Raw genomic sequence first — 25,278 nt, forward strand, 5'->3', positions numbered from 1 at the left:
AAGTGCTGCTTTTCATACAATAATTCTCGATTTGGGTCGCTTAAGCGAAGGGAATGTTGTATTTGGTGCAGGATTTTGCGTTACTCAATCATTCAAATCAGTGCCGCTCGCCGAAAAAGGATTTTCAGCAGAAATAAGAGCTGCTCTGCCCGCACACAAACAGCGGCGGGACCCGGACATTGAAGTCCCTGGCCCCGCCGCTGTTTGGTATGAGTTCTCCGTATGCATCTAGCTTTTGCGTAAACTTAGCTGTCGCTCTGCTGCCTGCAGCTTTATTCGGACATAATAAACTTGATGATAACCATCCCGAAGAAAACTACGGTCATAAATCCTGTCATTCCAAAAAAACCGGCCATTAGGTCGCCAAGGTCATTACGGGGCTCTTCGTTGACATGCTCCCGCGGGTCACGGACTTGCGCGTTGACATCCATCGTTTCTTCCTCCTTGCTGTTGCATGACTGTGCAAAGTAAGTTACAGTTATACATGTGAGAGAAGTCATTGACAATTAATGCGCTTTCTTCAAGTATACGAACTTGCCGGGAAGTTGTAAAGATAAGATCGGCGCCTAGTCTTGTATGAGATGCAGAGAGGTGATTCGATGATAAGTATTAGACCTATGGAACCGCAGGAATACCATTTTCTAATGGATATGCATTATGAGTCAATCAATATAGTACAAGGGAAGCCCTCCAGGAGTGAACTGCTGAGTTCACCGGATATCGTGAAGTACAACGAGAAGTGGGGGAAAGAAGGTGATAGGGCGCTAATCGCTCTGCTTGACAATCAGCCCGCAGGTGCTGCCTGGTACAGACTGTTTGATGAGACGAACCAAGGCTATGGATTCGTGGATGCTGAAACCCCGGAATTAGGTGTCGCTATACGGCCCGGCTATAGAAAGCAGGGCTTGGGAATCAGACTTATGGAGGCTATCATCCAGCAAGCCGTATCCGATGGATACCCATCGGTTTCTCTTAGTGTAGATCCGGAGAATCAGGCGGCCGTCCGCTTATATGACAAGCTTGGATTCGAATATTTCGGGATATCCGGAACCTCCCGGACGATGAAGTTAAACCTTAGGCTAATTTGATTTTATACAATATAATTTTATAAAACATATAACAAATGCATTGTATTTATGTTATACTGTGGATGTGTCGCTAAATGGTAATCTGGTTATCATATTACATGAAGCATTTTATCCCGCTATATTCTCGGAGTAATTTTCGCCATCTTGGCTCAGGCTATAGAAGCGGATCTTATTTCGTACAGCTAAGCTTAGGCTTCCAAGTATTTTGAACAATACTGTTTCAGGAAGCGGATGCTCACAAAACTTTGAGGAGGAACAATATCATGGCTATCGTGAACGTGTCTGACCAATCCTTCGTTAATGAAGTGGAAGGTCAAGGTACTGTAGTAGTAGACTTCTGGGCACCTTGGTGCGGCCCTTGCAAAATGCTTGCCCCTATTCTGGAGGAATTGTCCACCGAGCTGGGAGACGGCGTAAAAATTGCTAAATTGAATGTAGATGAGAATCCTGAGACGGCTTCCCGTTTTGGAGTGATGAGTATTCCTACTCTGATCTTCTTCAAAGACGGCCAACCCGTGGACAAAGTCGTAGGACTGAACTCCAAGGATTCCCTTAAGAATATCGTAGCTAAACATCAATAAAAGATTAATTCCGCTGTATCCGGGGGCCTCGCGGCCCCTTCACACAAAGCGCCTTCGGTCATCCGAAGGCGCTTTGTGTGTCAAATAGAAACGGGTGTTCTATAATAAGGCTTGAATCTGTAGTACATTCTATTCTAAACTTACCTTATAACAGTGTAGTAACAGGTGGGGGAGAACTCATGGATTATATGGATAATATCCGCAACAAACTGGCGCTGCTGCCTGATCTGCCCGGCTGCTATCTGATGAAGAATGATGAGGGTACTATTATTTATGTGGGCAAGGCCAAAGTGCTGAAGAACCGCGTGCGCTCTTATTTCACCGGCAGCCACAACGGCAAGACGCAGCGGCTTGTCGCCAATATTGTTGATTTCGAATATATCGTCACATCGAGCAATATGGAAGCACTCATTCTGGAGTGCAATCTGATCAAGAAGCATATGCCGCGTTACAACGTGCTGCTGAAGGATGATAAGACTTTTCCGTATTTAAAAATAACGAATGAAACGCATCCGCGTCTTGAGGTCACGCGGCGGGTGCTGAAAGATAAAGCTAAATATTTCGGCCCGTATCCGAATAGCTATGCGGCCCAGCAGACCAAGAAGCTGCTGGACCGGATGTATCCGCTGCGCAAGTGCGGGGTGATGCCGAAGGAGGTCTGCCTGTATTATCACATGGGCCAGTGTCTGGCCCCCTGCGAGAAGGAAGTGCCGAAGTCTGCTTACGAGGAGATTACGCAGAGTATCTCGTCCTTCCTGAACGGGGGGCATGATGCGGTGAAGAAGGATCTGCAGAAGAAAATGCAGGAAGCCGCAGAAGAGCTGTATTTCGAGCGTGCCAAGGAGCTGCGGGACCAGATTATTCACATCGATGCCCTGATGGAGAAGCAGAAGATCAACACGGTTGATACCAAGGACCGGGACGTCTTCGGCTATGCAGTCGATAAGGGCTGGATGTGTGTGCAAATTTTGTATATGCGGCAGGGTAAAATGATTCAGCGCCACTCGTCGGCTTTTCCGTTCTACGGGGAAGCGTACAGTGATTTCATGTCCTATGTGACGCAGTATTACAGCGATAACCCGGCATTGCCGCAGGAAATCCTGCTGCCGGATATGCTGAGTGACGGAGCCGTTAAAGCGCTAACGCCAGAGACCGGTACAGGTGCTGCGGTAACGGGCTTGCAGACTGCTGCAGGCATGCTGGGCAGCCGGGAAATGCAGGCGGCGCTGGAGGCGGAAGATAGGGCGGAGGTTGCAGCGCCGCCGCAGGAGCAGGCGGAACAGGAAGCGGCTGCTGAAGGAACCGTGGACGCGGCCGGAGGAGCGGCAGCCCTGCAGGAATGGCTGGGCATCAAGGTACTTGTGCCGCAGCGCGGGCTCAAGAAGCAGATGGTCGGCATGGCCTGCCAGAACAGCCGGGTGGCGCTGGATGAGAAGTTCCGCCTCATTGAGCGGGATGAGGAGCGCACCTCCGGTGCGGCGAGCAGTCTGGGGCAGAGTCTGGGACTTGAATCGCTTAACCGGATTGAAGCATTCGATAACTCGAATATTCAGGGAACGAATCCGGTCTCGGCGATGGTTGTGTTCATTGACGGCAAGCCGGCCCGCAAAGAGTACCGTAAATATAAGGTCCGCACTGTGCAGGGGCCGGATGATTATGAGACGATGCGTGAGGTCATCCGCCGGCGGTATGAACGGGTGCTCAAGGAGAATCTGCCGCAGCCTGACCTGATCGTGGTCGACGGAGGCAAAGGGCAGATCTCCTCGGCGATCGATATTCTGCAGAATGAGCTGGGTCTGTTCATTCCGGTCTGCGGTATCGTCAAGGATGATAAGCACAGAACGGCGCAGCTGCTGGTCGGGGATTCCGCCGAACCGGTGTCGCTGGCCCGGGACAGCCAGGAGTTCTATCTCCTGCAGCGGATTCAGGATGAGGTTCACCGGTTCGCAATTACGTTCCACCGCGAACAGCGCGGCAAATCGATGGTCACCTCGAAGCTGGATTCGGTTCCGGGAATCGGGGAGAAGCGGCGGAAGTCGCTGCTGAAGCATTTCGGCTCGCTGAAGAAGATCAAGGAAGCTTCCGTGGAAGATTTCCGTGTTCTGTCTATTGGCGAGAAGCTGGCCCGGCAGATTCTGGATGCGCTCAAGGATGAGGAACCGTCATTATAAATAGGCTCAAACGGTAACGAAACAGAGGCCGGCCCCATGGGGGCCGGTTTTTTGGTGACATAGGAAATTATGCTATTCGTCAGGAATCCCGCTGAACCCCCGGAAGACGGGCCAATGAAGGATCAAATGTATGCGAAAAACCGAATACAATGTGCTTCCGTGAGGGCAACCGGATCAAATGTATGCGAAAAATCGAATACAATGTGCTTCCGTGAAGGCAAACGAGCCATGCGAAAAACCGAATACAATGTGCTACCCCGACCCGAAAGAAACGAGGAGCATTGGTTCCCTTAATTTCGCCGGAGGCTGCCCCAGAAGTGGCCTTAATTTTTATCCGTTAGATGATGAAGGACCGGTCTTTTGCTGCGAAAATAAGTTAATCCTTACTTTCTGCATAAAATCGTTGATTTGTATAATTGCAACCGGTTTCGGTAAAAGGTACGCTTATCTTGAATCTATGAAAGCGCTTCTATACGTGGGATGTAGACTGCTTAAACCAAGGTAAAGGAGGCTGATGATCACACCAGGAAAGATTTTGTTATGGGCTGGATGGCTGCATACCAATAGACATGAGGAGGATTAAGGGTAATGACATATTCCAAAAGGTTAAAACGCAAGAAAGGTATAAACGGCACCGCTTTTTTTCTGAGCATAATCATGCTGCTAAGTGTCGCATTGGTCTTTCCGCCCGGCCGGGCGCATGCCGCTGGCTCTTATCTGCTCTCCCAGGACCGCCCTGCTTATGCGTCGGGCACGGAGGGCAATAACACCCCGGATCTGGCCGTTGACGGCAATACGGGTTCCCGATGGAGCAGCGCGTGGGGAACCGACCCGAACTGGATTTATGTTGATCTCGGGGCATCTGCCGCAGTAGACCGCGTTGTCCTGCGCTGGGAAGGGGCGTACGCCAAGTCCTACAAAATCCAGGTATCCGCGGACGAATTGAACTGGAGTGATGTCTATTCCACAACTACGGGAGATGGCGGCGTGGATGATCTCACGCTCAGCGGCACCGGCCGTTATGTGCGGGTATTGGCAACCGTGCGGAGTCTGACGCAATACGGCATTTCCCTCTTTGAGTTCGAGGTATACGGCACGGGCGGCGTTAATCCTCCTCCGGTAGTGCTGGGGCCGAATGTGGCCTTGAACAAGCCGGCGACGGCATCGTCTTATCAGGTGGCTGACTATCTCCCGGCTGGCTCCACATTGCCGGCACTGGCGTTTGACGGCAGCTTGACCACACGCTGGTCCTCCAACGCTACCGATAATGAATGGCTTAGCGTGGACCTTGGCAGCGTACGGACATTGGGCCGGGTCATCATTAATTGGGAGGCTGCCGCCGGAAGGACCTATGATATTCAGGTTTCGAATAACGGCAGTTCATGGACTACAATCTACCGGGAGCTTCACGGCGACGGAGGCACACTTAATCTTCCAATCTACGCCACCGGCCGCTATCTGCGGATGAACGGTATCAGCAGAGCGACCTCCTTCGGTTACTCGATCTTTGAATTTCAGGCGTATGATTATGTGACAGGTGATGCCAAGCCGGTCTATAACATTCCCGCACTGCCGGCGCTGACAACAGTGGCCGTAGGTCAAGGCAGCTATGCTGCGAATGACCTCTCGGTTCCCCAGCCCAAATATCCGCTGTATAAATCGGATGCACTGACTGCGCCGCTGCCTTCCAATGACTGGTGGCAGTCGATCATGATCAATCAGCTCGGAAACGGCATCATTACCCTTCCGCTCAAATCGAAATATACCAAGCAGGGACTAAGCGTTCTGAACCCGGGCGCAGGCTACTTAAGTGCCGACGGCAAGGCGCAGGAAGCCGCAGGCAGCCCGGATCTGTTCCTGATGGCCAGCAACATTAATACTTCAGGGATGTCGAACCGGATAACCGCTTACGGCGACTGGTCAGCAACTGCCGTGTTAAGCGATGGTACTGCTGAGAAGATGAAGACGACCTTCGTCAAAGGCTCGCCTTATCTCTATTCACAATTCAGCGATCCTGCCAGTCCTGAAGTCTACCTGCCGGCAACGGCCCGCTTCTTCGATGACAGCAATAATACGATTCTGGCGGCTGACGGCGCCACGGTTACTGCAGACCATATCGGCATTGCGGTCACGAATTCCAATGGCGCGCCAACGCCCGTAATGGTGACCAGAAACTATGGGCTGTATGCACCGGCCGGCACAACCTTCAAGAAAGTCGGCGCCAAGCTCAAAATCCAGCTGGGCGGAGGCCAGAACTACCTGAGCTTGTCGGCTCTTCCGGCACCCGCAAATCTGAATTACTTCTACCAGCACGGATATGCATTTGTGACGGATACGAAGGTAGCTTATACCTTCAACGAGACCACATCGGATGTCACTACCACCTTCAATGCGACTACAGAACTCAAGCGTTCAGGCTTTCCGAATACAACGCTGATGGCGCAGCTCCCCCACCAGTGGAAGGTTACCACAACTCCGCTGACCGCTGTCTCCTTCCCGTCGATCCGCGGAACGATGAAGGTTACAGAGGGCAATTCTTTTGCCACTGCCGATAAATTCTACGGCATTGTGCCGCAGTTCACCGAGCCGGGCGATTCCACCTATTCCCGCCAGGATCTGCTCAATTATCTGGCGCTGCTGGATACGGACACCGCCGCCAATCTGATGCAGGCCGATGCTTACTGGCAGGGCAAGAAGCTGCATCCGCTGGCAATGGGCGTGCTGATCGCCGATCAAATCGGCAGCGAGAGCTACAAGAATCTGTTCCTTTCCCGGATGAAGACGGTGCTGACAGACTGGTACACGTACACTTCGGGAGAAGCTAACTACTATTTCGACTACAACTCCGACTGGGGAACCCTGATCTATAAGAACAGTGAGTTCGGCGCGAACTCCGGCATCACGGACCATCACTTTACGTATGGCTATTATGTATTTGCCTCCGCCGTGCTGGCCACCTATGATACCGACTTCAGGAATAAATACAGCGGTATGGTGGATGAGCTGATCCGCGATTACGCCAATCCGTCGAAGACGGATCCGAAGTATCCTTACTTCCGCAACTTCGACCCGTATGAAGGCCATTCATGGGCCGGCGGTTATGCCGACAATGACAGCGGCAATAACCAGGAAGCGGCAGGAGAATCGCTGTTCGGCTGGGTTGGCCAGTATATGTGGAGTACACTGACCGGCAACACAGCGTTCCGGGATGCGTCCATTATGGGCTTCACGACCGAGCTTAGAGCGGTGCAGCAATACTGGTTCAACTACGACCAGGATAACTGGCTGCCGGGCTATACGCATAAATCTGTCGGGCAGATTTACGGAAGCTCGAACTTCTTCGGAACCTTTTTCAACGGCAATCCGGTGTATGTCTATGGTATCCACTGGCTGCCAACGGCAGAATATTTAACCAGCTACGGGTTCGACACAGCCAAGGCTGCCGGATTATACAGCGGCTTCGTAGCCGATAACGGCGGGCCGGAAACGGACTGGTACCATATTGTCTGGCCGATTCAGGCGCTGAGCGATCCGCAGGCTGTACTGAATAAATGGAATCCGGCACTGCCGCAGCAGAATGAATTGTTCAATACGTACTGGTTCGTGCATAACATGGCAACTCTTGGATCACGCACCAAAGACATTTGGGCGGCGAACGGGTATAGTGCAACTGTGTATAAGAAAGGATCGGCATATAGTGCACTGGTCTGGAATCCGACGAATGCGGCAATTACCGTTACGTTCCGCAACGCGGGAGGAATTACGGGCTCAGCTGTAGTTGAAGCCAAGAAGCTGGTGAAGGTTGACCCGACGAAGGTGAATTCGGGGACGCTGCTCACTCCGCCTGCCCTGACAGCCGATATAACGCAGAATGCAGCCGGCCAGCCGATTGAGCTGACATTCACGGATAATGCTGCCTGGAGAAGCGCGGTCAGTGCGGTGAAGGTGGACGGAACCTCAGCGGCGGCAGCGAATTATACCGTGGCAGCCGGTAAAATCACGCTGAACACCGCGCTGTTCCCTGCGGCGAAGACCTACACGATTACGGTTTCGGCAACGGGCTACAACGATGCTTCAGTGCAGCAAGTGGTCACTGGCGGAACAACCTCTGCGAATTTGGCCTTGAACAAGGCGGTTACTGCCTCGGAGAATCCGAGACAGCCGGCTGCGGGTGCAGTGGACGGAGATCAGGGTACCCGCTGGGAATCGGCCTTCAGTGATCCGCAGTGGATTCAGGTCGACCTCGGTTCGAATCAGACGGTCAGCCGTGTCCTGCTGAACTGGGAGGGAGCATATGCCAAATCGTATACGATCGAGACTTCGGCAGATGGTACGAACTGGACGCCAGCGTATTCCACCACAACTGGAGACGGGAACCTCGATGATGTCAGCTTTAACCCGGTCAGCGCACGTTATGTGAAGGTAAACGGGACGGAGCGCGGCACACAATACGGGTATTCTTTATGGGAACTGGAAGTGTACGGCAGCGGCGGCACCGTGACACCGCTTGCTCCGCCTGCCCTGGCAGCCGATACAACGCAGAATGCAGCCGGCCAGCCGGTTGAGCTAACATTCACAGATAATGCAGCCTGGAGAGGTGCCATCAGTGCCGTGAAGGTGGATGGAACTACAGCGGCGGCTGCGGATTATACCGTGACAGCCGGTAAAATTACGCTGAACACCGTGCTGTTCCCAGCAGCGAAGACTTACGCGGTTACGGTAACTGCAGCTGGATACAATGATGCCTCCGTGCAGCAGGTGATTACCGGCGGAACACCGCCGTCAGTGAACCTTGCCCTGAATAAGGCAGTTACCGCTTCGGAGAATCCGAAACAGCCCGCTGCAGGAGCAGTGGACGGAGATCCTGGCACCCGCTGGGAATCGGCCTTCAGTGATCCGCAGTGGATTCAGGTTGACCTCGGCTCTGCTCAGACGGTCAGCCGAGTCCTGCTGAACTGGGAGGGAGCGTATGCCAAATCCTATACCATTGAGACTTCGGCAGATGGCACGAACTGGACAACGGCCTATTCGGCGGCAACCGGAGACGGGGAACTGGACGATATCAGCTTCACCCCGGTCAGCGCGCGGTATGTGAAGGTGAACGGTACGGAGCGGGGCACACAGTACGGCTATTCTTTATGGGAAATGTCGGTCTATTAATCAGGGCGGCATTGGCGATAGAATAGAGGCATCAACGTAAAGAAATGGTGAGGATTATGCACAGGTCAATGTTATTGCGGTTCTTGCAGGAAAGGCAGAACCGGGCTGCCTGCAATGGGGGGAAGGGAGGCAAATTGCTGCAATTGCTGTTAGTTATGCTGGTTCTGGGTGGTCTTGCTGCCTGCTCAAACGGCGGTCAACTAACGGACCTCCAAACGCAGGAGGCCACTTCGGAGGACGGCCCTAACGCACTGAGCTCAAGCCGAACTGCCGATGCCAGTAGCATTAGTAACGCCAATACCACTGACAGGACTGGTAATGCTGATAGCGCTAATCGCAGCAATTCCGGCAGTTCCGGTGATCCCGGCAATACGTTGCCTGCGGATCATCCGGCCACCGCCCTTTCAGCATTGGCTGCCAAGGTGAAGCCGGTCCAGTTCACCGTCTTTGTGAACTATGACTGGTATACGGCGCCGACCTGGGAGGGCAGGCCGCATAGCCGTTGGATCACTGATAATCTGAAGGTTACGCTTACTCCGGTACAATCCAGCGGGGCTGCCGTCCAGAAGCTGAACGCGATGATTGTCTCGGATCAGCTCCCCGATGTGCTGGTCATGGACCGGGGCAAGGATGTGGAACGGCTGCAAAAAGCAGGCAAGCTGGTGGCACTTGACCCTTATCTGGCGGAATATCCTGAATTTGTCCAGACCATAGGCGAGGATACATTGAACATGCTGCGCAGTGAAGACGGCAAGCTGTACCAGATTCCGAACTGGTATATTAACGGCAGCAACGGCAGCGGCAACGCCGGTTTCCTGGTTGAGAAGAAGATCTACCGGGCGCTTGGCTCCCCCAAGCTGGAGACATGGGATGATCTGGAGGCTTATCTGAAGCGGGTGCAGCAAAAGTATCCTGAACTCGTCCCGATTGACTTCGGGGAGACCCGGGACGGAGCGGATATACAGATGATCGGCATGCTGTACAGCGGTGCGGCGGATAACCGGACACCAAGCTTCATCTCTCCAGGTTCAGGACAAATCTTCGGTGTGCCCGTCGGCTCCCGATTGACTTCTGTGTACCGGGATCCGGCATTTCTGGACACGGTGCTGCTGGCTAACCGGCTGGTCCGCCAGGGCCTGACCTCCCCGGATCTATTGACCGAAACCCGGGATCAGGTGCTGGAGAAGCTCAAAACCGGCCGGATCGCTGTATTCGGCGCGTATGACGCCATCGTGGAAGGGATCGGCCGCGAGGCGGATAATCAGCTCTCGGCCAAAGATCCGCAAGACGGATACGATATCATCTGGCCGGTGCACCGGGCAGGTGTGGACCCGGATAAGGTATACCCTTCCGGATACAATACGCTGGGCTGGAATGTCAATGTGATTACAACCGGGGCCAGAGATCCGGAGGCCATTTTCTCCTATATGAACTGGGCGACGAGCCCGGAGGGACAGCGTATTATTTTCTTCGGGCCGCAGGGAATGTTTTATGATAAAGTGGAGGATGGAATTCCAATTCCAAATGATTCCTATATTGGCCGTAATTTGAAGCAGTATGATGCTCTGAAGATCGGGGAATTCAACTGGTATGGTAATACCTCATATATTGATTCAGCCAAAGCCAGACGCGAGAAGCTGCTGCCTGCGGAAGCCCGGGACTGGACAACACTCGGGCAAGCGAATGTAACGTTCAGGACGACGATGAACATTACCGAATTCTCCAATCTCGATCCGGCGCCTGCCTCCGAAGAGGGAATTATTCTGCAAAGACTGAAAGACCAGTATGCGCAGGTAATCCCCCGGATGATTTTTGCGGCAAGCGGGGAAGAGGTCAGGCAGCTGATGGAGGAAGCAGACAGGGAAGCAGCGGGTTTGGGATATGACAGGCTGCTCGCCTGGAAAACCGGAGTATGGCGGAACAATCTTAAGAAGATCAAGGCCTATTCCCCGCAATTCTAAACGTTTGGAAAGAAGAGGGATACGATACGTACCCTCTTTTCCGCATGAAGGAGTGCTGATTGCGATGTACAGAGCCGTCCTGGTGGACGATGAAAATTATGACTTGGAGGGTCTGCGCTGCCTGATTCCCTGGAGTGAGCTTGCCATTGAAGTGGTCTGCAGCGAGAGCAATCCGCTTGCCGCTCTTCAATATATCGAGAATCATGAGATTGATCTGCTGATCACGGACATCAGGATGCCCGTGGTTTCCGGCATGGAGCTGTCCCGCCTGGCGCTGGAGCTGAATCCGGGGCTGAAGATCGTGTTCATCAGCGGATACCAGGAATTTCACTATGCGAAGCAGGCGCTTGATTTGAAGGCGCATGCCTATATTCTGAAACCGGTTGATGATGAGGAGCTCATCGGCGTGCTGCGCACCGCTACGGCTGAACTGAATCTTGAGCGGAGCAAAGGTCCGGAAGACGGCGGCGTAATCGCGTCCTTTGATTTCATCAAAAATGATGTGCTGCAGCACCTGCTGGAGGGCAGTATTGACGGTGCGACACTGGGGGCCTTCCTGGCCCGGTATCCGCTGGATCTGGCCTTCTCCAGCGCCTCCGCAGTGCTGATTGAGGCAGATGATGTCCTCCGGCGGGTACAGGAGCATCCGGAGGAGGTCTATGCCGGTCTGGACAGGCTGTTCCAGTATATTGGGACAGAGATTGAATCTGCCAGTGCGGGGAAATGGTGCCGGCTGAACCGTTCACAGCTTGGTTTCGTGTATACCGGGCAGCGCCTGGAGCTGGAGGAGTGGCTTCAGCAGCTGGTGCTGAAGGTTCGCGGGCACACTGCTTACACTATTACTGTGAGTTATGGTGCTGAGGTGTTTGCTCTGGAAGCGCTGAGCTCATCTTTTTCCCAGGCCAAGGCATATATGAACGGCAAAATGTTCCTCGGCAAGAACAGAGTGATTCCCCCCGTAATGAACAAGCCGGGAATGACCCAGGATATTAAAGAGCTGAGCGTTGTGCTGGAGGGAATGTTCGGGGCTATGGCAGGCTACAGGCTGGCTGATATTTGCGACTGCATTGATGAGCTGTTCGAGATGGCGGCCCTGTTCGAGCATCCGGTGAAGGTCTATCATTTCTCCATTCATATCGTCACCCGGCTCGAAGCCTATCTGGGGACGCTGAACGAAACCTATGAGAGTCTGCAGCAAATGGACGCCATTCATCATCTGGAGACGGTGGATGATATTAAGCGCTGGCTGCGGTATACGCTGTTCCAGATTTCCGAGATCCTGTTCATGAAGAAGCAGCATAAGAACCGCCGGCTGATGGAGCAAATTGAGGTCTATATTCAGGAGCGGCTGACGGAGAATCTTACCTTACGGCTGGTGGCCAGCCATTTCGCCTATTCACCGAACCATCTCGGGGTCCTGTTCAAGGAGCACACAGGCGAGAGCTTCAATGAGTACCTTGTGCGGATCCGGATGGAGAAGGCGATTCTTCTGCTTGATCAGCATCAATACAAAATCTACGAAGTGGCTGATAAGGTGGGCTACAAGAATATCGCTTATTTCAGCAGGCAATTTCGTGAATATTTCAATATTACCGCAGCCGATTACAGAAAGCAGAGCTGATCCGGCATGCAGAGGAAGCGTACGAAACCCCTATACATGCCTTTGGGCTACAAGCTGCTTATTTCCTATCTGCTGCTGGTGCTGACACCGGTTATCGGCATCGGAAGCTACGCCTATGTCTCCTCCGTGCGTTCCACTGAGGAGCACACCAGAAGCAATCTGGAGGTGGCTGTCAGGCAAATTGCCAGCAACGTCGATTACCGGCTGAAGGATGTGGTCCGCAGCACCGACGAGCTATATACGGATCAGACCCTCTCGCGTTATTTGACAGGTTATCATTCCGGCTGGGAGAAATATAGCATCATGTCGCAGTATATTCTTCCGAGGCTGGAGAATGCTGCGAATCTGCCGGACCCGGAGGTTAAGCTGTCCGTGTATGTCAGCAACCCTAATGTCGGAGAATTCTATTACAACGAGAGTGCAGCGGGCGATGTCCGTAAGTATTCCCTATTTCACATGGACCGTATTGAGAATGAAGACTGGTATAGAGGGCTGAAGCTGCATTACGGCTCCTATGAATGGCGGCAGGTGGGCAACGACAGGACGGACGCGAGCATCTCCTACCTGCGTCCCTTGATCAATTACGATACACTGCAGCTGAACGGCCTGATCAAGATGACGGCGAATATGAAGTATATCTTCTCTGATGCCGGCTCGGGACAGCTGGGCGAGAACAGTATTCTGTTCATCGTGGATAATGACAACCGCCTGCTCTTCATAAGCTCCCGCAACAAGGTTAAACCGGATTTGCTGCCCTCAGCTGCTTCAGACTATATTCAGCAGCCGGATTCCTATATGCAAATTAAACAGCCGGTTACGAATATGCCCGCCAGCGTAGTAGCCTGGATTCCGTATTCTTCACTGCAGAAGAATTCACAGCAGGTCCGTAATGTGACCATCGGCATCTGTCTGATCACTCTGATCCTGCTCTTTCTGATCAGTCTGGTGATGTCCCAGTATTTCGCACGGAGCTTCCAGAAGCTGATCGCTTCCCTGAAGTCTTTTAAGGAAGGGGATTTCCACAAACGGATGCCGGTGCAGGGCAATGATGAGTTTGCGGAAATCGGCAGTGCTTTTAACGACATGGCTTCAACTATACAGCGGTTAATTGACGAGGTCTATGTCGTCAACCTGGAGAAGAAAGAGACCGAGCTGCAGGTGCTGCATTCCCAGATGAATCCGCATTTCCTGTATAATACCTTCTCTTCGATCAGCCGGATGGCCAAGCTGGGGGAGATCGATAAGCTGCATGAGGTCATCCGTTCGCTGGCCAGGTTCTACCGGCTGACGCTGCACCGCGGGGAGATGATCATTCCGGTGGAGCAGGAACTGCAGATTGCCGAGTCTTATCTGGATATTCAGCGGATTAAGAATGTGGACCGTATCCAGGTGACTTATGATATTGCACCGGAGGTTCTGGAGAGCGAGAGCGTGAAGTTTATTCTGCAGCCGTTTGTGGAGAATGCGCTGGAGCATGCCTGGTACGATGATGAGATTTCGCTGATCATCCGGGCTTACCGGGAAGGAGCGGATATGATCTTCGAGGTGGAGGATAACGGGCTCGGGATGAAGGAAGAGCTGATCGGGCAGATTCTGGAGCCTGCGGGCCAGGGAATCGGCTATGGCATCCGCAATGTGGACCAGCGGATTCAGCTGCAGTACGGCAGGCAGTATGGCGTAGCCATTCACAGCTCGCTTGGTGAAGGGACGCTGATCCGGCTCCGGTTTCCCTGCCGTCCGTATCAATCTGTGCAGGACGAGTCATAGAAACGGTGTGCCTACCGGATTATGAGCAGAAGGGGCTGTCCCGTAAGTAGAATTTCTTCTACTTAAGATACCTATTTCGGGCTCCCAGCGGTTTATCTTTGGGCTTCTGCAGCAATTGTTCTTCGAGCTCCGCGTCGCAAGTTCAAGTTTCTCACCACTGATTTGGATTTGGAGGACTCGCCGAGTTCATCCAACAATGCAGCAATTGATGTATTCAGTTCCAAGTGGGAATTCACTAATAGTTGTATACTGTGCAATTAAAAACTGCGAAAAGGCAGGCTTGCCTCTTATAACTGTAGTCTGTACAACTAAATCTGCCAGAATGGTGAAAATGAAGGTTCACTTGGCCATTTAATTGTACGAAATACAACTAAACGGAGAATCGGTTATAAATCAGACGATTTAGTTGTACGAAGTGCAATTAAGTATACCGCATACCGCATACCGCATACCGCATACCGCATACCGCATACCGTAATCGGGTCACTGTAAACGATTGGGCGGGACGAATAATTGCGCTGGGTATTGGCGTAGATGATGGCTATGGTGAGCCTTTCAGGAGGGGGGCTGTCGCGGCCGCCACCGGGAATAGGCAGCGTCATAGAGGGTTTCGTTCAGCCGGTTGACGGCTGCATCCACGCCACGAGCGAGGGGTCCAAAGGAATGTCTTCTTCCAGATCCCTTGGCAAGCAAAGTGGGTCCATGGACTATTGAATGTACAAAGAAATCGCTCCTTTTGAAATGGTTGGGTGGTACCTCCATTCTACCAAAAAGGCGATTTCTTTTTTGTGTTTGTTGAAAAAAGTGTTTCGTATCCCGCTTAAAACGGTCCGTTCGCGGAGCGTCCACCCAAGTGCCCACGTTGATGCTACTGCAAAATAAAGAGCTGTCCCAAGCAGCCATTTCATGGCTTGTGGGACAGCCCCATTTGGATATGCAGGGCGGATCGATACGGTTCCGTCTATGTCTAGGTCAGAGGCTGGACCGGCTCCGCCTGCTCCGGCCCCCGCGGAGGGTTGAAGCGGTACACGATGTAGCCGACGATGAACGGCAGGATGATCGTGACAATACCGGCGCCGATGTTCACCTTATCCTGCATGAAGATCAGCGTGGCCCCCATCAGGATGCTGTCAAACACCACATGGCTGAACATCACAGCGATGAAGCCGTAGCGCAGGAAAATATAGCTGAACAGCAAACCGATTACGGTTAGCTCAATCGGGCGCGAACTGACCGGATAGATCGGATAGAGGGTATGCCCGAGCGCCCAGATCAGCGTAGTGATCAGTGCAGCGATGAAGGTATTCTTCACGAGCTTCTTGAGCATCCGGATGCCGAACAACCGGTAGACAGCCTCTTCAGAGAGACCGGCAAGCCAGGCGACAATCGGCAGCAGCCAGGCGTATTTCATATTGTAGGGAGACTGGCTGGCGTCCGTGGTGGACCAGTTATCCAAGGCGAACGACAGAATAATGAACATGATGGTCTGCACGCCGAGCAGGACGAATGCCCATACATATCCGGCGCGGATACTGTCCAGTACATACTGGCCGTAACCGGGCTCTTTGGCACGCGGCCAGGGGTTAAGCTTCTCTTCTGCGCGCCACAGGCCGTCGCCTCCAACCAGTGAGAAGTAGAGCAGTGAGGACATTAGCAGGCTGTACAGAACATAGATGATGAACATTACTACAGCGGTAATCCGCGCTTCGGCACTGTCACCGCCTGATTCGGGAAGCACATTGTAGCTGCTGACCATCATAATCAGGAAGTGGGCGGAGCTAAGGAAGAGCCCGCGCCTCCAGGACGTGTGACCCCGGCGCAGAATGCTGTAGATCAGCGCAAGTATACCCAGAAGCAGTGTAGGCAGACCATAGCCGAACAAGGTGAGCTTCTTGGCAAGAGCGGTCTGGTCTTTAACATAGCTATCATGCCAGGCCGGGGCAGTGAATCCTGCGCGGAAATAGGAGACCTGCTCACCGGAGAAGTTAAAGTTATAATGCAGCAGCGCATCTCCGACCTTAACCGAGCTCTCCGTGTAGACAAGCCCGTACTCATCGCTGCCCGTCTCGATCTGGAGCTTCGCCGGATTTGCACCCCATAGCTGCAGCCACGGGCGGGCCAGCTTTTCTTTTTGCTCAAGGGTAAGACCCGCTTCACTGCTTGCAGTTATTGCAGTACCGGCAGGGCTTGTTACAACCTTGGCCGGTCTTTCCCCGTAATCGAGTCCTGCGGCACCGGCATCGGCTCGGCGGGCAAAGGCAACTACTTCACCGGTATACATATTGATATCCACGGAGAGCAGGGCATCCGCTTCACCGGAAGGATAAAGTGCGGCATGGTAGACATCGAACGGGTACCGCTGGTCCAGCTTGTTCTTGGTGTAATCCTCAAGCAGCTTCTCCCTGGACATATAGCCGTAGAAAGAGGAGTCTGTCTTATAGAGGATAGTCCATTCATCCTTCACTCCTGCTTCGTGGCCGAGCTGCTGTGCTGCGAATGCGGCGGCTTTGTCCTGCACTTCGCTTTTGCTGATAATTGCTGTGTCCTCACCGGAGCCCTGGAAGAGCTGGGGGGCGACCTGGAACATGACAAACACAATAAGTCCGAGAATTCCAGCAAGGATAAGTTTGGTGGTAAGGGGCCGCTGCTGTAGGGGCTGGCCGACGGGATTCATGAAACGCCTCCTTGAAATGAAATACTCTTGTACATTCCATTATAATATTACTTGCCCGGCAGTTACAAAAAATTGCCGTATTATCCTTTTACGTGGAGAGGTCCAAGCTTATGCTTGTTTATTTGCAGATTGTTCTTTATTTGTACTCCAGCTTATTTTGAAAATGATTCTTTGTGAAGTTAGGCAATAACGTATATAATTTTGTATGTTTATTTGATATTGAACAATTCTTAACTTCCAATAAGGAACCTGAAAGGATGAGGAGTTTGGTTTCACCGTTTCCCAAAATAACGGGCTTCAGATTTCTGAAGCTTGCTCCTCCGCAAATCCTGGTGCTTGGGTTCGCCGCAGTAATTATGATAGGCACTTTACTGCTCATGCTTCCGGTATCAAGTGTAGCCGGGGAGCCGCTTCATTTCATGGATGCGCTGTTTACTGCGACCTCTGCCGCTTGTGTGACCGGACTTGCCGTTGTGGATACCGGAACCCAGCTCAGCGGATTCGGACAGGCCGTCATTCTGGTGCTGATCCAGATCGGCGGACTCGGCTTCATGACGATGGCCACGCTGTTTGCGCTTGTGCTTAAACGCAGAATCTCGCTGCGGGACCGGCTGATTCTCCAGGAAGCAATGAATCAGAGCTCGATGGAGGGGATTGTGCGGCTGATCCGCAAAGTGCTGATCTACTCGCTGGTTATTGAGGCGGCAGGAGCCATCCTGCTGTCCGTCCGCTTTGCCTTTGATATGCCGCTTCCGCGTGCCTTATATTATGGCCTGTTTCATGCGGTGTCGATGTTTAACAATGCCGGGTTTGATCTGTTTGGCGGCCATGATAACAGCCTGACAGCATATGTCGGTGATCCTGTGATCAACTTGGTCGTGATGTTCCTGATCATCTCCGGCGGGATCGGCTTCATCGTGATGTCCGATCTGGCCGAGTACCGGCGGAAACGCCGGCTGTCGCTGCATAGTAAGGTAGTGCTGTCGATGACCTTCGGACTTATTCTGACAGGGATGGCAGTGATCTTCATCTTCGAGTTCACCAACGCACGGACGCTGGGACCTATGAACCTCGGGACCAAAATCTGGGCATCCCTGTTCCAGTCCGTTGCACCGCGTACAGCCGGAGCCAATACGCTGGATATTACAGGATTGCGCCAGGCGACACAGTTTTTCATCGTCATTCTGATGTTTATCGGCGCTTCCCCGGGTTCAACCGGCGGCGGCATCAAGACGACAACCTTCACGCTGATGATCGGAGCAGTCATCTCCATGCTGCGCGGCCGGGAGGACATCGTACTCTTCCGTTACCGGCTGGCCCAGGAGCGCGTATTCAAGGCCTTGACCATTACGCTGCTGGCTCTGCTGCTGATCGTTGCGGTATCGATGATGCTGTCGACTACGGAGGGTCTGCCTTTTCTGATGATTCTGTTCGAGACGACCTCGGCCTTCGCCAATGTGGGACTAAGTCTGGGACTGACGCCGGAGCTGACACAGGTCGGCAAAATCCTGATCTGCTTGACGATGTTCGCCGGACGGCTTGGACTTCTGACGCTGGCCTATGCACTGGGTCCGAAACAGGGTAAACCTTTGTATAAGTATCCGGAAGGCAAAATGATAATTGGATAAGGGGAAATAGAGACATGAAAGCACAACAGTTTGTTGTAATCGGCCTGGGCCGCTTCGGTTCAAGTCTGGCGCTAGAGCTGATGTCCATGGGCTATGAGGTGCTTGGGATCGACCATCAGGAGGAGCGGGTGGAGGAAATGACCGGCCGGCTGACCCATGCGGTGATGGCGGATGCTACGGATGAAGGGATTATGCGCTCCCTCGGAGTGCGCAATTTCGACTGCGGGATTGTGGCGATCGGCGATAATATGGAGCGGAGTATACTGGCCGCAATTCTGCTCAAGGAGCTCGGTGTCAAGCAGGTGGTCGGCAAAGCGATCTCGATTCTGCATGGGCGCGCATTGTCGAAGCTGGGCGTGGACCGGGTGATTTTTCCGGAGCGTGATATGGGAATCCGTGTGGCCCACCAGCTGGTGACACCGAACTTACTGGACTATATTGAGATCTCCAAGGATTACAAGGTTGTTGAGCTGACAGTGCCTGCCTGTATGGACGGCAAAAGCCTCTCCGAGCTGAACACGCGCGCCAAATACGGCTGCAGCATCATTGCCCTGAACCGTGAGGACGGCATCATCGTTGCCCCGACGGCGCATGACCATGTGCATCAGGGGGATATTATGGTGGTAATCGGCTCCAATGACAGCATCGGGGAATTCGAGGATGAAGCGGTGAATGCGGATTAGGTGCGGAAGACCAGTCTGCGTATCTCTATAAAAGAATGCAAAAAAACGTCCGGCTGACGTGCAGCCGGACGTTTTTTGCTCTTCAGAAAGACGGCTACATCCGGATGTCAGTCCGGCGGTATATCAGCCACCCGGCCCCGGCGCACAGGGCGATCATCCCCCATACTAGGAGAGTGGTTCCAGGCTCGAGCATTGCGGGGTCTGACGAGAATAATGCGAAGTTCTCCATGTACTCCATGGAAGGGAACATTTGGGAAATGAGGGCGACAGCTCCGAAATACACGATGGCCAGCAGGGTTCCGGTGATTACTTTGAATCTGTAATAACAGGCGCCGATCAGGAAGGTGGCTACCGACACATCGAGCAGGGTCAGCATGAACACGTACGCAGAGAGCAGGATCGGCCGGTCCACATCAACCGGGAGTCCGATCGAAGGAAGAACAGCCCGGCCGATCAGATACACGGCAGTCTCCGCCAGCGCAGCCGTTATGCAGAAGGCCAGCAGGGCCAGCAGCGAGCTGACGTAGAAATTGCGGCGGGTCACACTGAAGCTGCTCATCAGCGGAAAGGTAATAGCCACGGTAACGATCATGCTGACAATCATGAAGATAGACATAATATTCCGGTTAACGCTGAAGATATTGTCCGCCGTTCCCATATCCCAGGCGGGCAGAAACTTCATCAACAGTACCAGGGCGGTGTCCACACAAACGAATATACTCAGCAGAATCAAGGCGCCTCTGCGGTAATCTTTCAGATGAAACTTCATTAAACTCCGGTAGCTCATCGGTTTCCGCCTCCTTGCGAATTCTCTGCATCGCGCAGCGTCAGATATACGAACAGCTTCTGCAGCGGAACCGGAGACAGCTCAACGCCCTGATCCTGGAGCATTCTGCGTTCGGCGGGGCCGGAGAGATCCTCAAGCGCAAGCAGCAGCTTGCCCCCCAGGCGTTCACTGTGCAGTACCCGGACATCCCCCAGCAGCTTCTCCAGCACGTTAGCAGGTCCGGAAGCATAGACGGCGTTGGCGGCAAAATCCTCTACAGGACCCTGGAAGGCGACACGACCTCTTTTGATATAAACCATCCGTTCAAACAGGTTCTCCGCTTCTTCGATCAGATGTGTAGTCACTACAAAGGTGCGTGGATTATTGCTGTAATCCTCAAGCAGGGTCCGGTAAAAGATTTCGCGCATCGAGGCATCGAGGCCAATTACCGGCTCATCCAGCAGCGTCAGCGGAGCACGGCTGGCCAGCCCCTTAATGATCCCTGCCATGGATTGGCCGCCGCGCGACAGCTGCTGGTAATTCTTGCTGCCCTTAAGCTGGAATTTGTCCATCAGCTCACTGGCCAGCTGCTCATCCCAATGGGGGTAGAAGATCGAGGCGAACTTGAAGATTTCCTTCAATGAGTAGTTCTCCCAGGAGCGTTCATAGGTCTTGACCAGACAGATCTGACTCAGTGCCGCTGCATGCTCATTCACGTGATCGCCGCCATACGTGATCAGTCCGCTGTCTGCGAACCTCTGGCCGGCAATGAGGGAGAGCAGGGTGCTTTTGCCGCTGCCGTTGGCTCCGATCAGTCCATGAATCATCTCCGGCTCCAGGCTCAGCGAGATATCATGTACGCCCTGGCCTCCGCGGAAAACCTTGCTCACATGGCTTAAATCGAGCTTTGCGCCGGATGGAACTGCCGCTGCTGCATGCTTCTTCCCCATAACCATCATCGGTCCTCATCCCCCTTACGGATCATTTCAGACAATTGCTCTGTTGTAATGCCCAGCTTGGCGGCCTCACGGATCATTGCCACCACATATTGCTCATAGAACTGCTGCCTGCGCTTATTCGTCAATTCGGAGCGTGCTCCCGCTGCAACAAACATTCCTATCCCCCGCTTTTTATACAAGATTCCCTGCTCTACGAGCAGATTCACGCCTTTGGCCGCCGTTGCCGGATTGATGCTGTAAAAGGCTGCGAACTGGTTCGTGGAAGGCACCTGGGTCTCCTCGGGCACGGTTCCATCGATGATGTCATTCTCAATCAGCTCCGCAATCTGCACGAAAATCGGCCGGTTGTCATCCATTTGGATACCCACCGCTTCACCACCTAACTGGTTAATTACTCATGTAACTAACCTTAAGCGGAAATCAGTCCGGTGTCAAGTGACATTCACCTGCAAATGACGGAAATGGGCTTCGGCTAAGAAAACATTGCCAAGTGGTCTGCAAATAATCCGAATTTGTTTGAAAAAATTTCCTATACACATATGTAAAATGTAATCTGAAATGTTAAAATAAAAACATTGAAGTGATCCGGACGGAGAGATTTGCCGCGAGGCACAAATTAATTGTCTCAGGGGGTTGGAAAATTTAAATGTAAGCGGTAACATATTGATACAGCCAGCTGAGGTATGGACAGAAGATAATTTCAAGGCAGTTATATATAGAGACATCCTTAGGGGGATAGCAATATGAAAAAAACACCGATGATCCTGCAGCTGGCACTGATACTATTCTGCATCATGGCGATTCCCACAGCGATTCTGACATGGTACAGCGGGTCACAGATTATACAGAACTCAGAAGTAGCCATTGGAGAATCGACGCTTGCCGGGCTGAATGCCAACCGCAAGTTAAATGAGAATGCGCTTGCCAATCTGGCCCAGGACACGTCGCGTCTGGCGGCGACGAATATTTTTGACCGTATCCGCAGCCTTGAGACGTACGATGAAATTAACGCAAATTACAACAATGTGAGCCTGGCACTCTCCGTGACGAAAGAACTGTTGAACTTGAACCGCCGGGTAGACGGTGTGTACTCTTCGTACTTTTATTTGAATGATTCGGATTATGTGTTCTCTACTGACAGTAGCATCACGACGCTGGAACGGTACGAGTCCATCGATTGGATCACAGAAGCGCTTGAAGGACGCAGAGGCATCAGCGGGGTATGGGTTCCCCGTAAGCTGGAGTCGGGTGAAAATGTGGTGTCGTATGTTTATCCCCTCAACCGCCTGTCCTCCACCACCCGCGGGATTATCGTAGTCAACCTGAAAGAGAGCCAGATCGGCAAATATCTGCATGCAACAGAGATTGGAGACAGCAACTACCTGCTGCTGGACTCAGACGGTAAGGTCATTTCCTACAATGATCATTCACTGCTGCTCTCTGATGGTCGGAAGCTGCCTTACCTTCAGGAAATACTGAACCAGGAATCCAGTGAAGGCTATACATTCCACGAGCTGGACGGCAAGCGGATGATATACGCATGGAGCCGTTCGGCAGTGTCCGGGTGGTGGAATGTGAGCTGGAGCTCCATGGATGAGCTGATGATCAAATCACGGGATATGCAGGGGAATATCATTCTGCTTACCGGAGCTATCATATTGCTCGGGACGCTGCTTGCCATCTTTCTTGCGACCTGGCTGTCCAGGCCCCTCCGGCAGCTGGTGCGGACGATCCGCTCGAAGAGCGACCTGGGTGTGGTCAATAAGAATGAGCTGGCCTTCCTGGATATGGCGTTCAAACGCATGCAGGAGGAAGAGGAAAGCCTGTTCCAGCTGCTGCAGGAGCGTGAACAGGATACCCGGAGTCTTGCAGTTCACCGTCTTTTGCGCGGTGAGATTCCGCCCCGGATCACGGAAGCTTTTCCGGAAGTAGGCTACAGAGTTGTTGTCGTGTCTATTGACCAGTACCGGCGGTATGTGGGCAATACCAATGTGGAGACGCGCAGCTATCACCGGTATCTGCTCAATGCGAAGTATGAGAGCTTCTTCCCGGAGGGAATTCTCGCCCGCAGTGTCTATCATAACGATGGCTGTATAGTGATTGTGCTGAACTTTGCTCCGGATGAGTCCGGGGAGAAGGAGGGGCTGATCCGTCAGGCGCTGGAGCAGATCCGGGATCAATCACTTGAATTGCTGGAGCATTCAGTCACAATCGGTGTAAGTGATTTGGCTGATGCACCCGAGAGGGTTGCCCTGCGGCTGTTTGAAGCGATGGAAGTCATCAAACGCCGGATGATTAACGGGGCGGGAAGCATTATGTACTGGCACGATGAAGAGGATGGCAGCCGTAAATACCTCGATTCCGAGAGCAGTGAGCGGAGGATTCTCAACTTCCTGGATGCCGGTGAACTGGCCGGGATATTCAAAGAGCTTCAGAGCATCCGCAGCCAGATCGCTTCGGAAGAGAATATTTCCTACGATAATATTATGTTCATCTACTATCAGCTGATGGGGGCAACGATCAAGCACCTCCGTGAGAATCATATCAGCACGGGCCGGATGGTTATGGGCAGAGGGAATGTGTACTCCATTCTTGCTGCAATGGATACACTGGATGAGCTGGAGGAATATCTGCATGGTTTCTTCACTGAAATCGTACAGAGCCTGGACCGCAGCACGAGTGAAACCAATCATGCGGAACGAATCATTCATTATTTGAAGAAAAATTTCCGTGAAGAGATTGTGTTCGAGGATATGGCCAAGGAAATCGGTATCAGCTATTCTTATATGCGCAAGATCGTCTATGAGCAAACCGGCAATAGCATGATTGATTTTGTGAATCAGCTGCGGATCGAGAAGGCCAAAGAGCTGCTGCTGGATACGGAATGCTCAATCAAGCAAATCGCAGCAGAGGTTGGCTATTATAATGTTCAGAGCTTCAACCGCTTTTTCCGCAAATACGAAGGCATGCCGCCAAGCAGCTTTAAATCGGCCAAGAGTAAGAGCTCCTAAGAGCCTTCTCCTGGCCGGATTTTTTTTGTCTACATTTGAAAGCGCTTTATTATTTTTGGGAATGCCTATCACATTTGATCATAATTGTGCTGCAAAGGCCTTTAGAACGGCACTTCAATCAAATTTGATGGTGATCATCAATACTCATGATTTTCAAGATCAGGCAAAGGGGCTAGCATAGAAATCGAGCCGGAGGACATTGGCCGGCAAGAAGAACATTGAAGGCAGGAGGTGAAAATTTTGAAAGTTGCAAGCGCTTCACAAACTAATAACAGTCCTTTATTAAGAAAGAAACAGGGATTCGGATATTATTTGCAGCGTGACTGGCAGCTCTACCTGCTCGTTATGCTTCCGCTGGCATTTGTAATCGTATTCAAATATTTGCCGATGACCGGACTTGTAATTGCTTTTAAGGATTACAAAATTGCACGGGGCTTCTGGGGCAGTGACTGGGTCGGAATGGAAGTCTTCCAGGAGCTGTTCGCCAAGGCTGATTTCATTAAGGCCGTCCGGAATACGCTGCTGCTCAACGTGCTTGACCTCTGCTTCAGCTTCACAATGCCGATTGTGCTGGCGCTGCTGCTGAATGAGGTCAAAAGCATACGCTTCAAGCGTATTAATCAGACGATATTGTACTTGCCTCACTTCCTGTCCTGGGTCATTATCGGGGCTATCGCTTATCAGCTTCTTAGTGAAGGCGGCGGTGTTGTTAACAATCTGATTGAACTCATGGGCGGTACCCGTATTCCGTTCCTGCAGGAAGACAATAACTGGCTGATCAGCTACCTGGCCATCGGTGTGTGGCAGAGTATGGGCTGGGGCACCATTATCTACCTGGCGGCGATGAGCGGGATTAATCCGGAGATGTATGAAGCGGCTACGGTCGATGGAGCAGGACGCTGGAGAAAGGTGTGGAATATCACGCTGCCTTCCATCCGTGCGACTATTGTGACCTTGCTGATCATGGCTCTGGGGAAAGTGATGGACGGCTCCTTCGAGCGTATTTACGCTCTGCAGAATAAGGCCACCACAGAGTTCACCACGACCATTCCGGTGCTGGTGTACCGCTGGGGGATCGAGAGCGGCAACTTCAGCCGGGCGACAGCCATCGGATTATTCCAGTCCGTCATCGGTATTATTCTGGTCATCTCAGCGGACCGTGTAGCCAAGAAACTTGGCGAGGATGGAATATTGTAGAAAGGAGAGGA

The 25,278-nt window shown here is 52.5% G+C and carries 16 protein-coding genes; 11 read left to right on the forward strand and 5 right to left on the reverse strand.

The features are described 5' to 3' along the window. Positions 1–272: 272 nt before the first annotated feature. Positions 273–431, reverse strand: a complete 159-nt coding sequence (locus NSQ73_RS03890) for a YqzM family protein (protein WP_144026185.1) — start codon at positions 429–431, stop codon at positions 273–275. A gap of 168 nt (positions 432–599) precedes the next feature. Here NSQ73_RS03890 and NSQ73_RS03895 point away from each other — a divergent pair, with 168 nt between their 5' ends. The 7 genes from NSQ73_RS03895 to NSQ73_RS03925 all read left to right on the forward strand — a co-directional run bounded on the left by NSQ73_RS03895 (position 600) and on the right by NSQ73_RS03925 (position 14,349). Beyond that, on the forward strand, positions 600–1,088 hold the full coding sequence (locus NSQ73_RS03895; RefSeq protein WP_340985445.1) for a GNAT family N-acetyltransferase: 489 nt from the start codon (positions 600–602) through the stop codon (positions 1,086–1,088). A 263-nt stretch (positions 1,089–1,351) separates the two neighbouring features. Further along, the gene (gene trxA, locus NSQ73_RS03900; RefSeq protein ID WP_039306971.1) at positions 1,352–1,669 is read left to right on the forward strand and encodes a thioredoxin; all 318 of its coding nucleotides are present in this window, start codon (positions 1,352–1,354) and stop codon (positions 1,667–1,669) included. 179 nt (positions 1,670–1,848) lie between these two features. Then, on the forward strand, positions 1,849–3,840 hold the full coding sequence (gene uvrC / locus NSQ73_RS03905; RefSeq protein ID WP_336100928.1) for an excinuclease ABC subunit UvrC: 1,992 nt from the start codon (positions 1,849–1,851) through the stop codon (positions 3,838–3,840). 588 nt (positions 3,841–4,428) lie between these two features. Beyond that, positions 4,429–9,000 (forward strand): galactose-binding domain-containing protein, encoded by a 4,572-nt coding sequence (locus NSQ73_RS03910; protein ID WP_340985446.1) that lies wholly within the window; start codon positions 4,429–4,431, stop codon positions 8,998–9,000. Positions 9,001–9,134: 134 nt separating this feature from the next. Next, positions 9,135–10,961 carry an extracellular solute-binding protein gene (locus NSQ73_RS03915; protein WP_340985447.1) on the forward strand — a complete coding sequence of 609 codons (1,827 nt, stop codon included), beginning with the start codon at positions 9,135–9,137 and terminating at the stop codon, positions 10,959–10,961. A 64-nt stretch (positions 10,962–11,025) separates the two neighbouring features. Next, on the forward strand, positions 11,026–12,582 hold the full coding sequence (locus NSQ73_RS03920; protein ID WP_076247494.1) for a helix-turn-helix domain-containing protein: 1,557 nt from the start codon (positions 11,026–11,028) through the stop codon (positions 12,580–12,582). Between the two features lie 6 nt (positions 12,583–12,588). Beyond that, positions 12,589–14,349: a sensor histidine kinase gene (locus NSQ73_RS03925; RefSeq protein ID WP_042139796.1), complete on the forward strand. Its 1,761-nt coding sequence runs from the start codon at positions 12,589–12,591 to the stop codon at positions 14,347–14,349. A 967-nt stretch (positions 14,350–15,316) separates the two neighbouring features. Here the strand turns inward: NSQ73_RS03925 and NSQ73_RS03930 are convergent. After that, positions 15,317–17,023 (reverse strand): CPBP family intramembrane glutamic endopeptidase, encoded by a 1,707-nt coding sequence (locus tag NSQ73_RS03930; RefSeq protein ID WP_340985448.1) that lies wholly within the window; start codon positions 17,021–17,023, stop codon positions 15,317–15,319. A gap of 257 nt (positions 17,024–17,280) precedes the next feature. Between NSQ73_RS03930 and NSQ73_RS03935 the strand changes: the two genes are divergently transcribed. Together NSQ73_RS03935 and NSQ73_RS03940 are read left to right on the forward strand one after the other, a co-directional pair. Next, positions 17,281–18,651, forward strand: coding sequence for a TrkH family potassium uptake protein (locus NSQ73_RS03935; RefSeq protein WP_340985450.1), 1,371 nt, complete (start codon positions 17,281–17,283; stop codon positions 18,649–18,651). Between the two features lie 14 nt (positions 18,652–18,665). Then, entirely contained in the window at positions 18,666–19,334 is a 669-nt protein-coding gene (locus NSQ73_RS03940) for a potassium channel family protein (RefSeq protein ID WP_039306954.1), read from the forward strand. Between the two features lie 94 nt (positions 19,335–19,428). Here the strand turns inward: NSQ73_RS03940 and NSQ73_RS03945 are convergent, their stop codons facing one another. Genes NSQ73_RS03945 through NSQ73_RS03955 form a run of 3 tightly spaced genes read right to left on the reverse strand, consistent with a single transcriptional unit; the run spans position 19,429 to position 21,427 of the window. Further along, complete coding sequence (locus NSQ73_RS03945; protein WP_042139792.1) at positions 19,429–20,121, reverse strand: hypothetical protein; 693 nt, start codon at positions 20,119–20,121, stop codon at positions 19,429–19,431. Next, positions 20,118–21,059: an ABC transporter ATP-binding protein gene (locus NSQ73_RS03950; protein WP_340985451.1), complete on the reverse strand. Its 942-nt coding sequence runs from the start codon at positions 21,057–21,059 to the stop codon at positions 20,118–20,120. The genes NSQ73_RS03945 and NSQ73_RS03950 overlap by 4 nt, the downstream gene beginning before the upstream one ends. Beyond that, entirely contained in the window at positions 21,056–21,427 is a 372-nt protein-coding gene (locus tag NSQ73_RS03955; RefSeq protein WP_340985452.1) for a GntR family transcriptional regulator, read from the reverse strand. The genes NSQ73_RS03950 and NSQ73_RS03955 overlap by 4 nt, the downstream gene beginning before the upstream one ends. A 375-nt stretch (positions 21,428–21,802) precedes the next feature. Here NSQ73_RS03955 and NSQ73_RS03960 point away from each other — a divergent pair, with 375 nt between their 5' ends. Both NSQ73_RS03960 and NSQ73_RS03965 read left to right on the forward strand, forming a co-directional pair. Beyond that, positions 21,803–24,070, forward strand: coding sequence for an AraC family transcriptional regulator (locus NSQ73_RS03960; RefSeq protein WP_340985453.1), 2,268 nt, complete (start codon positions 21,803–21,805; stop codon positions 24,068–24,070). Positions 24,071–24,310: 240 nt separating this feature from the next. After that, entirely contained in the window at positions 24,311–25,267 is a 957-nt protein-coding gene (locus NSQ73_RS03965; protein ID WP_039306946.1) for an ABC transporter permease, read from the forward strand. The last annotated feature ends 11 nt before the right edge of the window (positions 25,268–25,278 follow it).

Source organism: Paenibacillus sp. FSL R10-2736, from assembly GCF_038000245.1.
Lineage (GTDB): Bacteria > Bacillota > Bacilli > Paenibacillales > Paenibacillaceae > Paenibacillus_AQ > Paenibacillus_AQ phytohabitans.

Coding starts and splice junctions, on each gene's coding strand:
- NSQ73_RS03895 (WP_340985445.1), top strand. CDS start 600: ATGATAAGTATTAGACCTATGGAACCGCAGGAATACCATTTTCTAATG.
- NSQ73_RS03960 (WP_340985453.1), top strand. CDS start 21,803: ATGAAAAAAACACCGATGATCCTGCAGCTGGCACTGATACTATTCTGC.
- NSQ73_RS03910 (WP_340985446.1), top strand. CDS start 4,429: ATGACATATTCCAAAAGGTTAAAACGCAAGAAAGGTATAAACGGCACC.
- NSQ73_RS03935 (WP_340985450.1), top strand. CDS start 17,281: ATGAGGAGTTTGGTTTCACCGTTTCCCAAAATAACGGGCTTCAGATTT.
- NSQ73_RS03920 (WP_076247494.1), top strand. CDS start 11,026: ATGTACAGAGCCGTCCTGGTGGACGATGAAAATTATGACTTGGAGGGT.
- NSQ73_RS03930 (WP_340985448.1), bottom strand. CDS start 17,023: ATGAATCCCGTCGGCCAGCCCCTACAGCAGCGGCCCCTTACCACCAAA.
- NSQ73_RS03950 (WP_340985451.1), bottom strand. CDS start 21,059: ATGATGGTTATGGGGAAGAAGCATGCAGCAGCGGCAGTTCCATCCGGC.
- NSQ73_RS03890 (WP_144026185.1), bottom strand. CDS start 431: ATGGATGTCAACGCGCAAGTCCGTGACCCGCGGGAGCATGTCAACGAA.
- NSQ73_RS03925 (WP_042139796.1), top strand. CDS start 12,589: ATGCAGAGGAAGCGTACGAAACCCCTATACATGCCTTTGGGCTACAAG.
- uvrC (WP_336100928.1), top strand. CDS start 1,849: ATGGATTATATGGATAATATCCGCAACAAACTGGCGCTGCTGCCTGAT.
- NSQ73_RS03940 (WP_039306954.1), top strand. CDS start 18,666: ATGAAAGCACAACAGTTTGTTGTAATCGGCCTGGGCCGCTTCGGTTCA.
- trxA (WP_039306971.1), top strand. CDS start 1,352: ATGGCTATCGTGAACGTGTCTGACCAATCCTTCGTTAATGAAGTGGAA.
- NSQ73_RS03945 (WP_042139792.1), bottom strand. CDS start 20,121: ATGAGCTACCGGAGTTTAATGAAGTTTCATCTGAAAGATTACCGCAGA.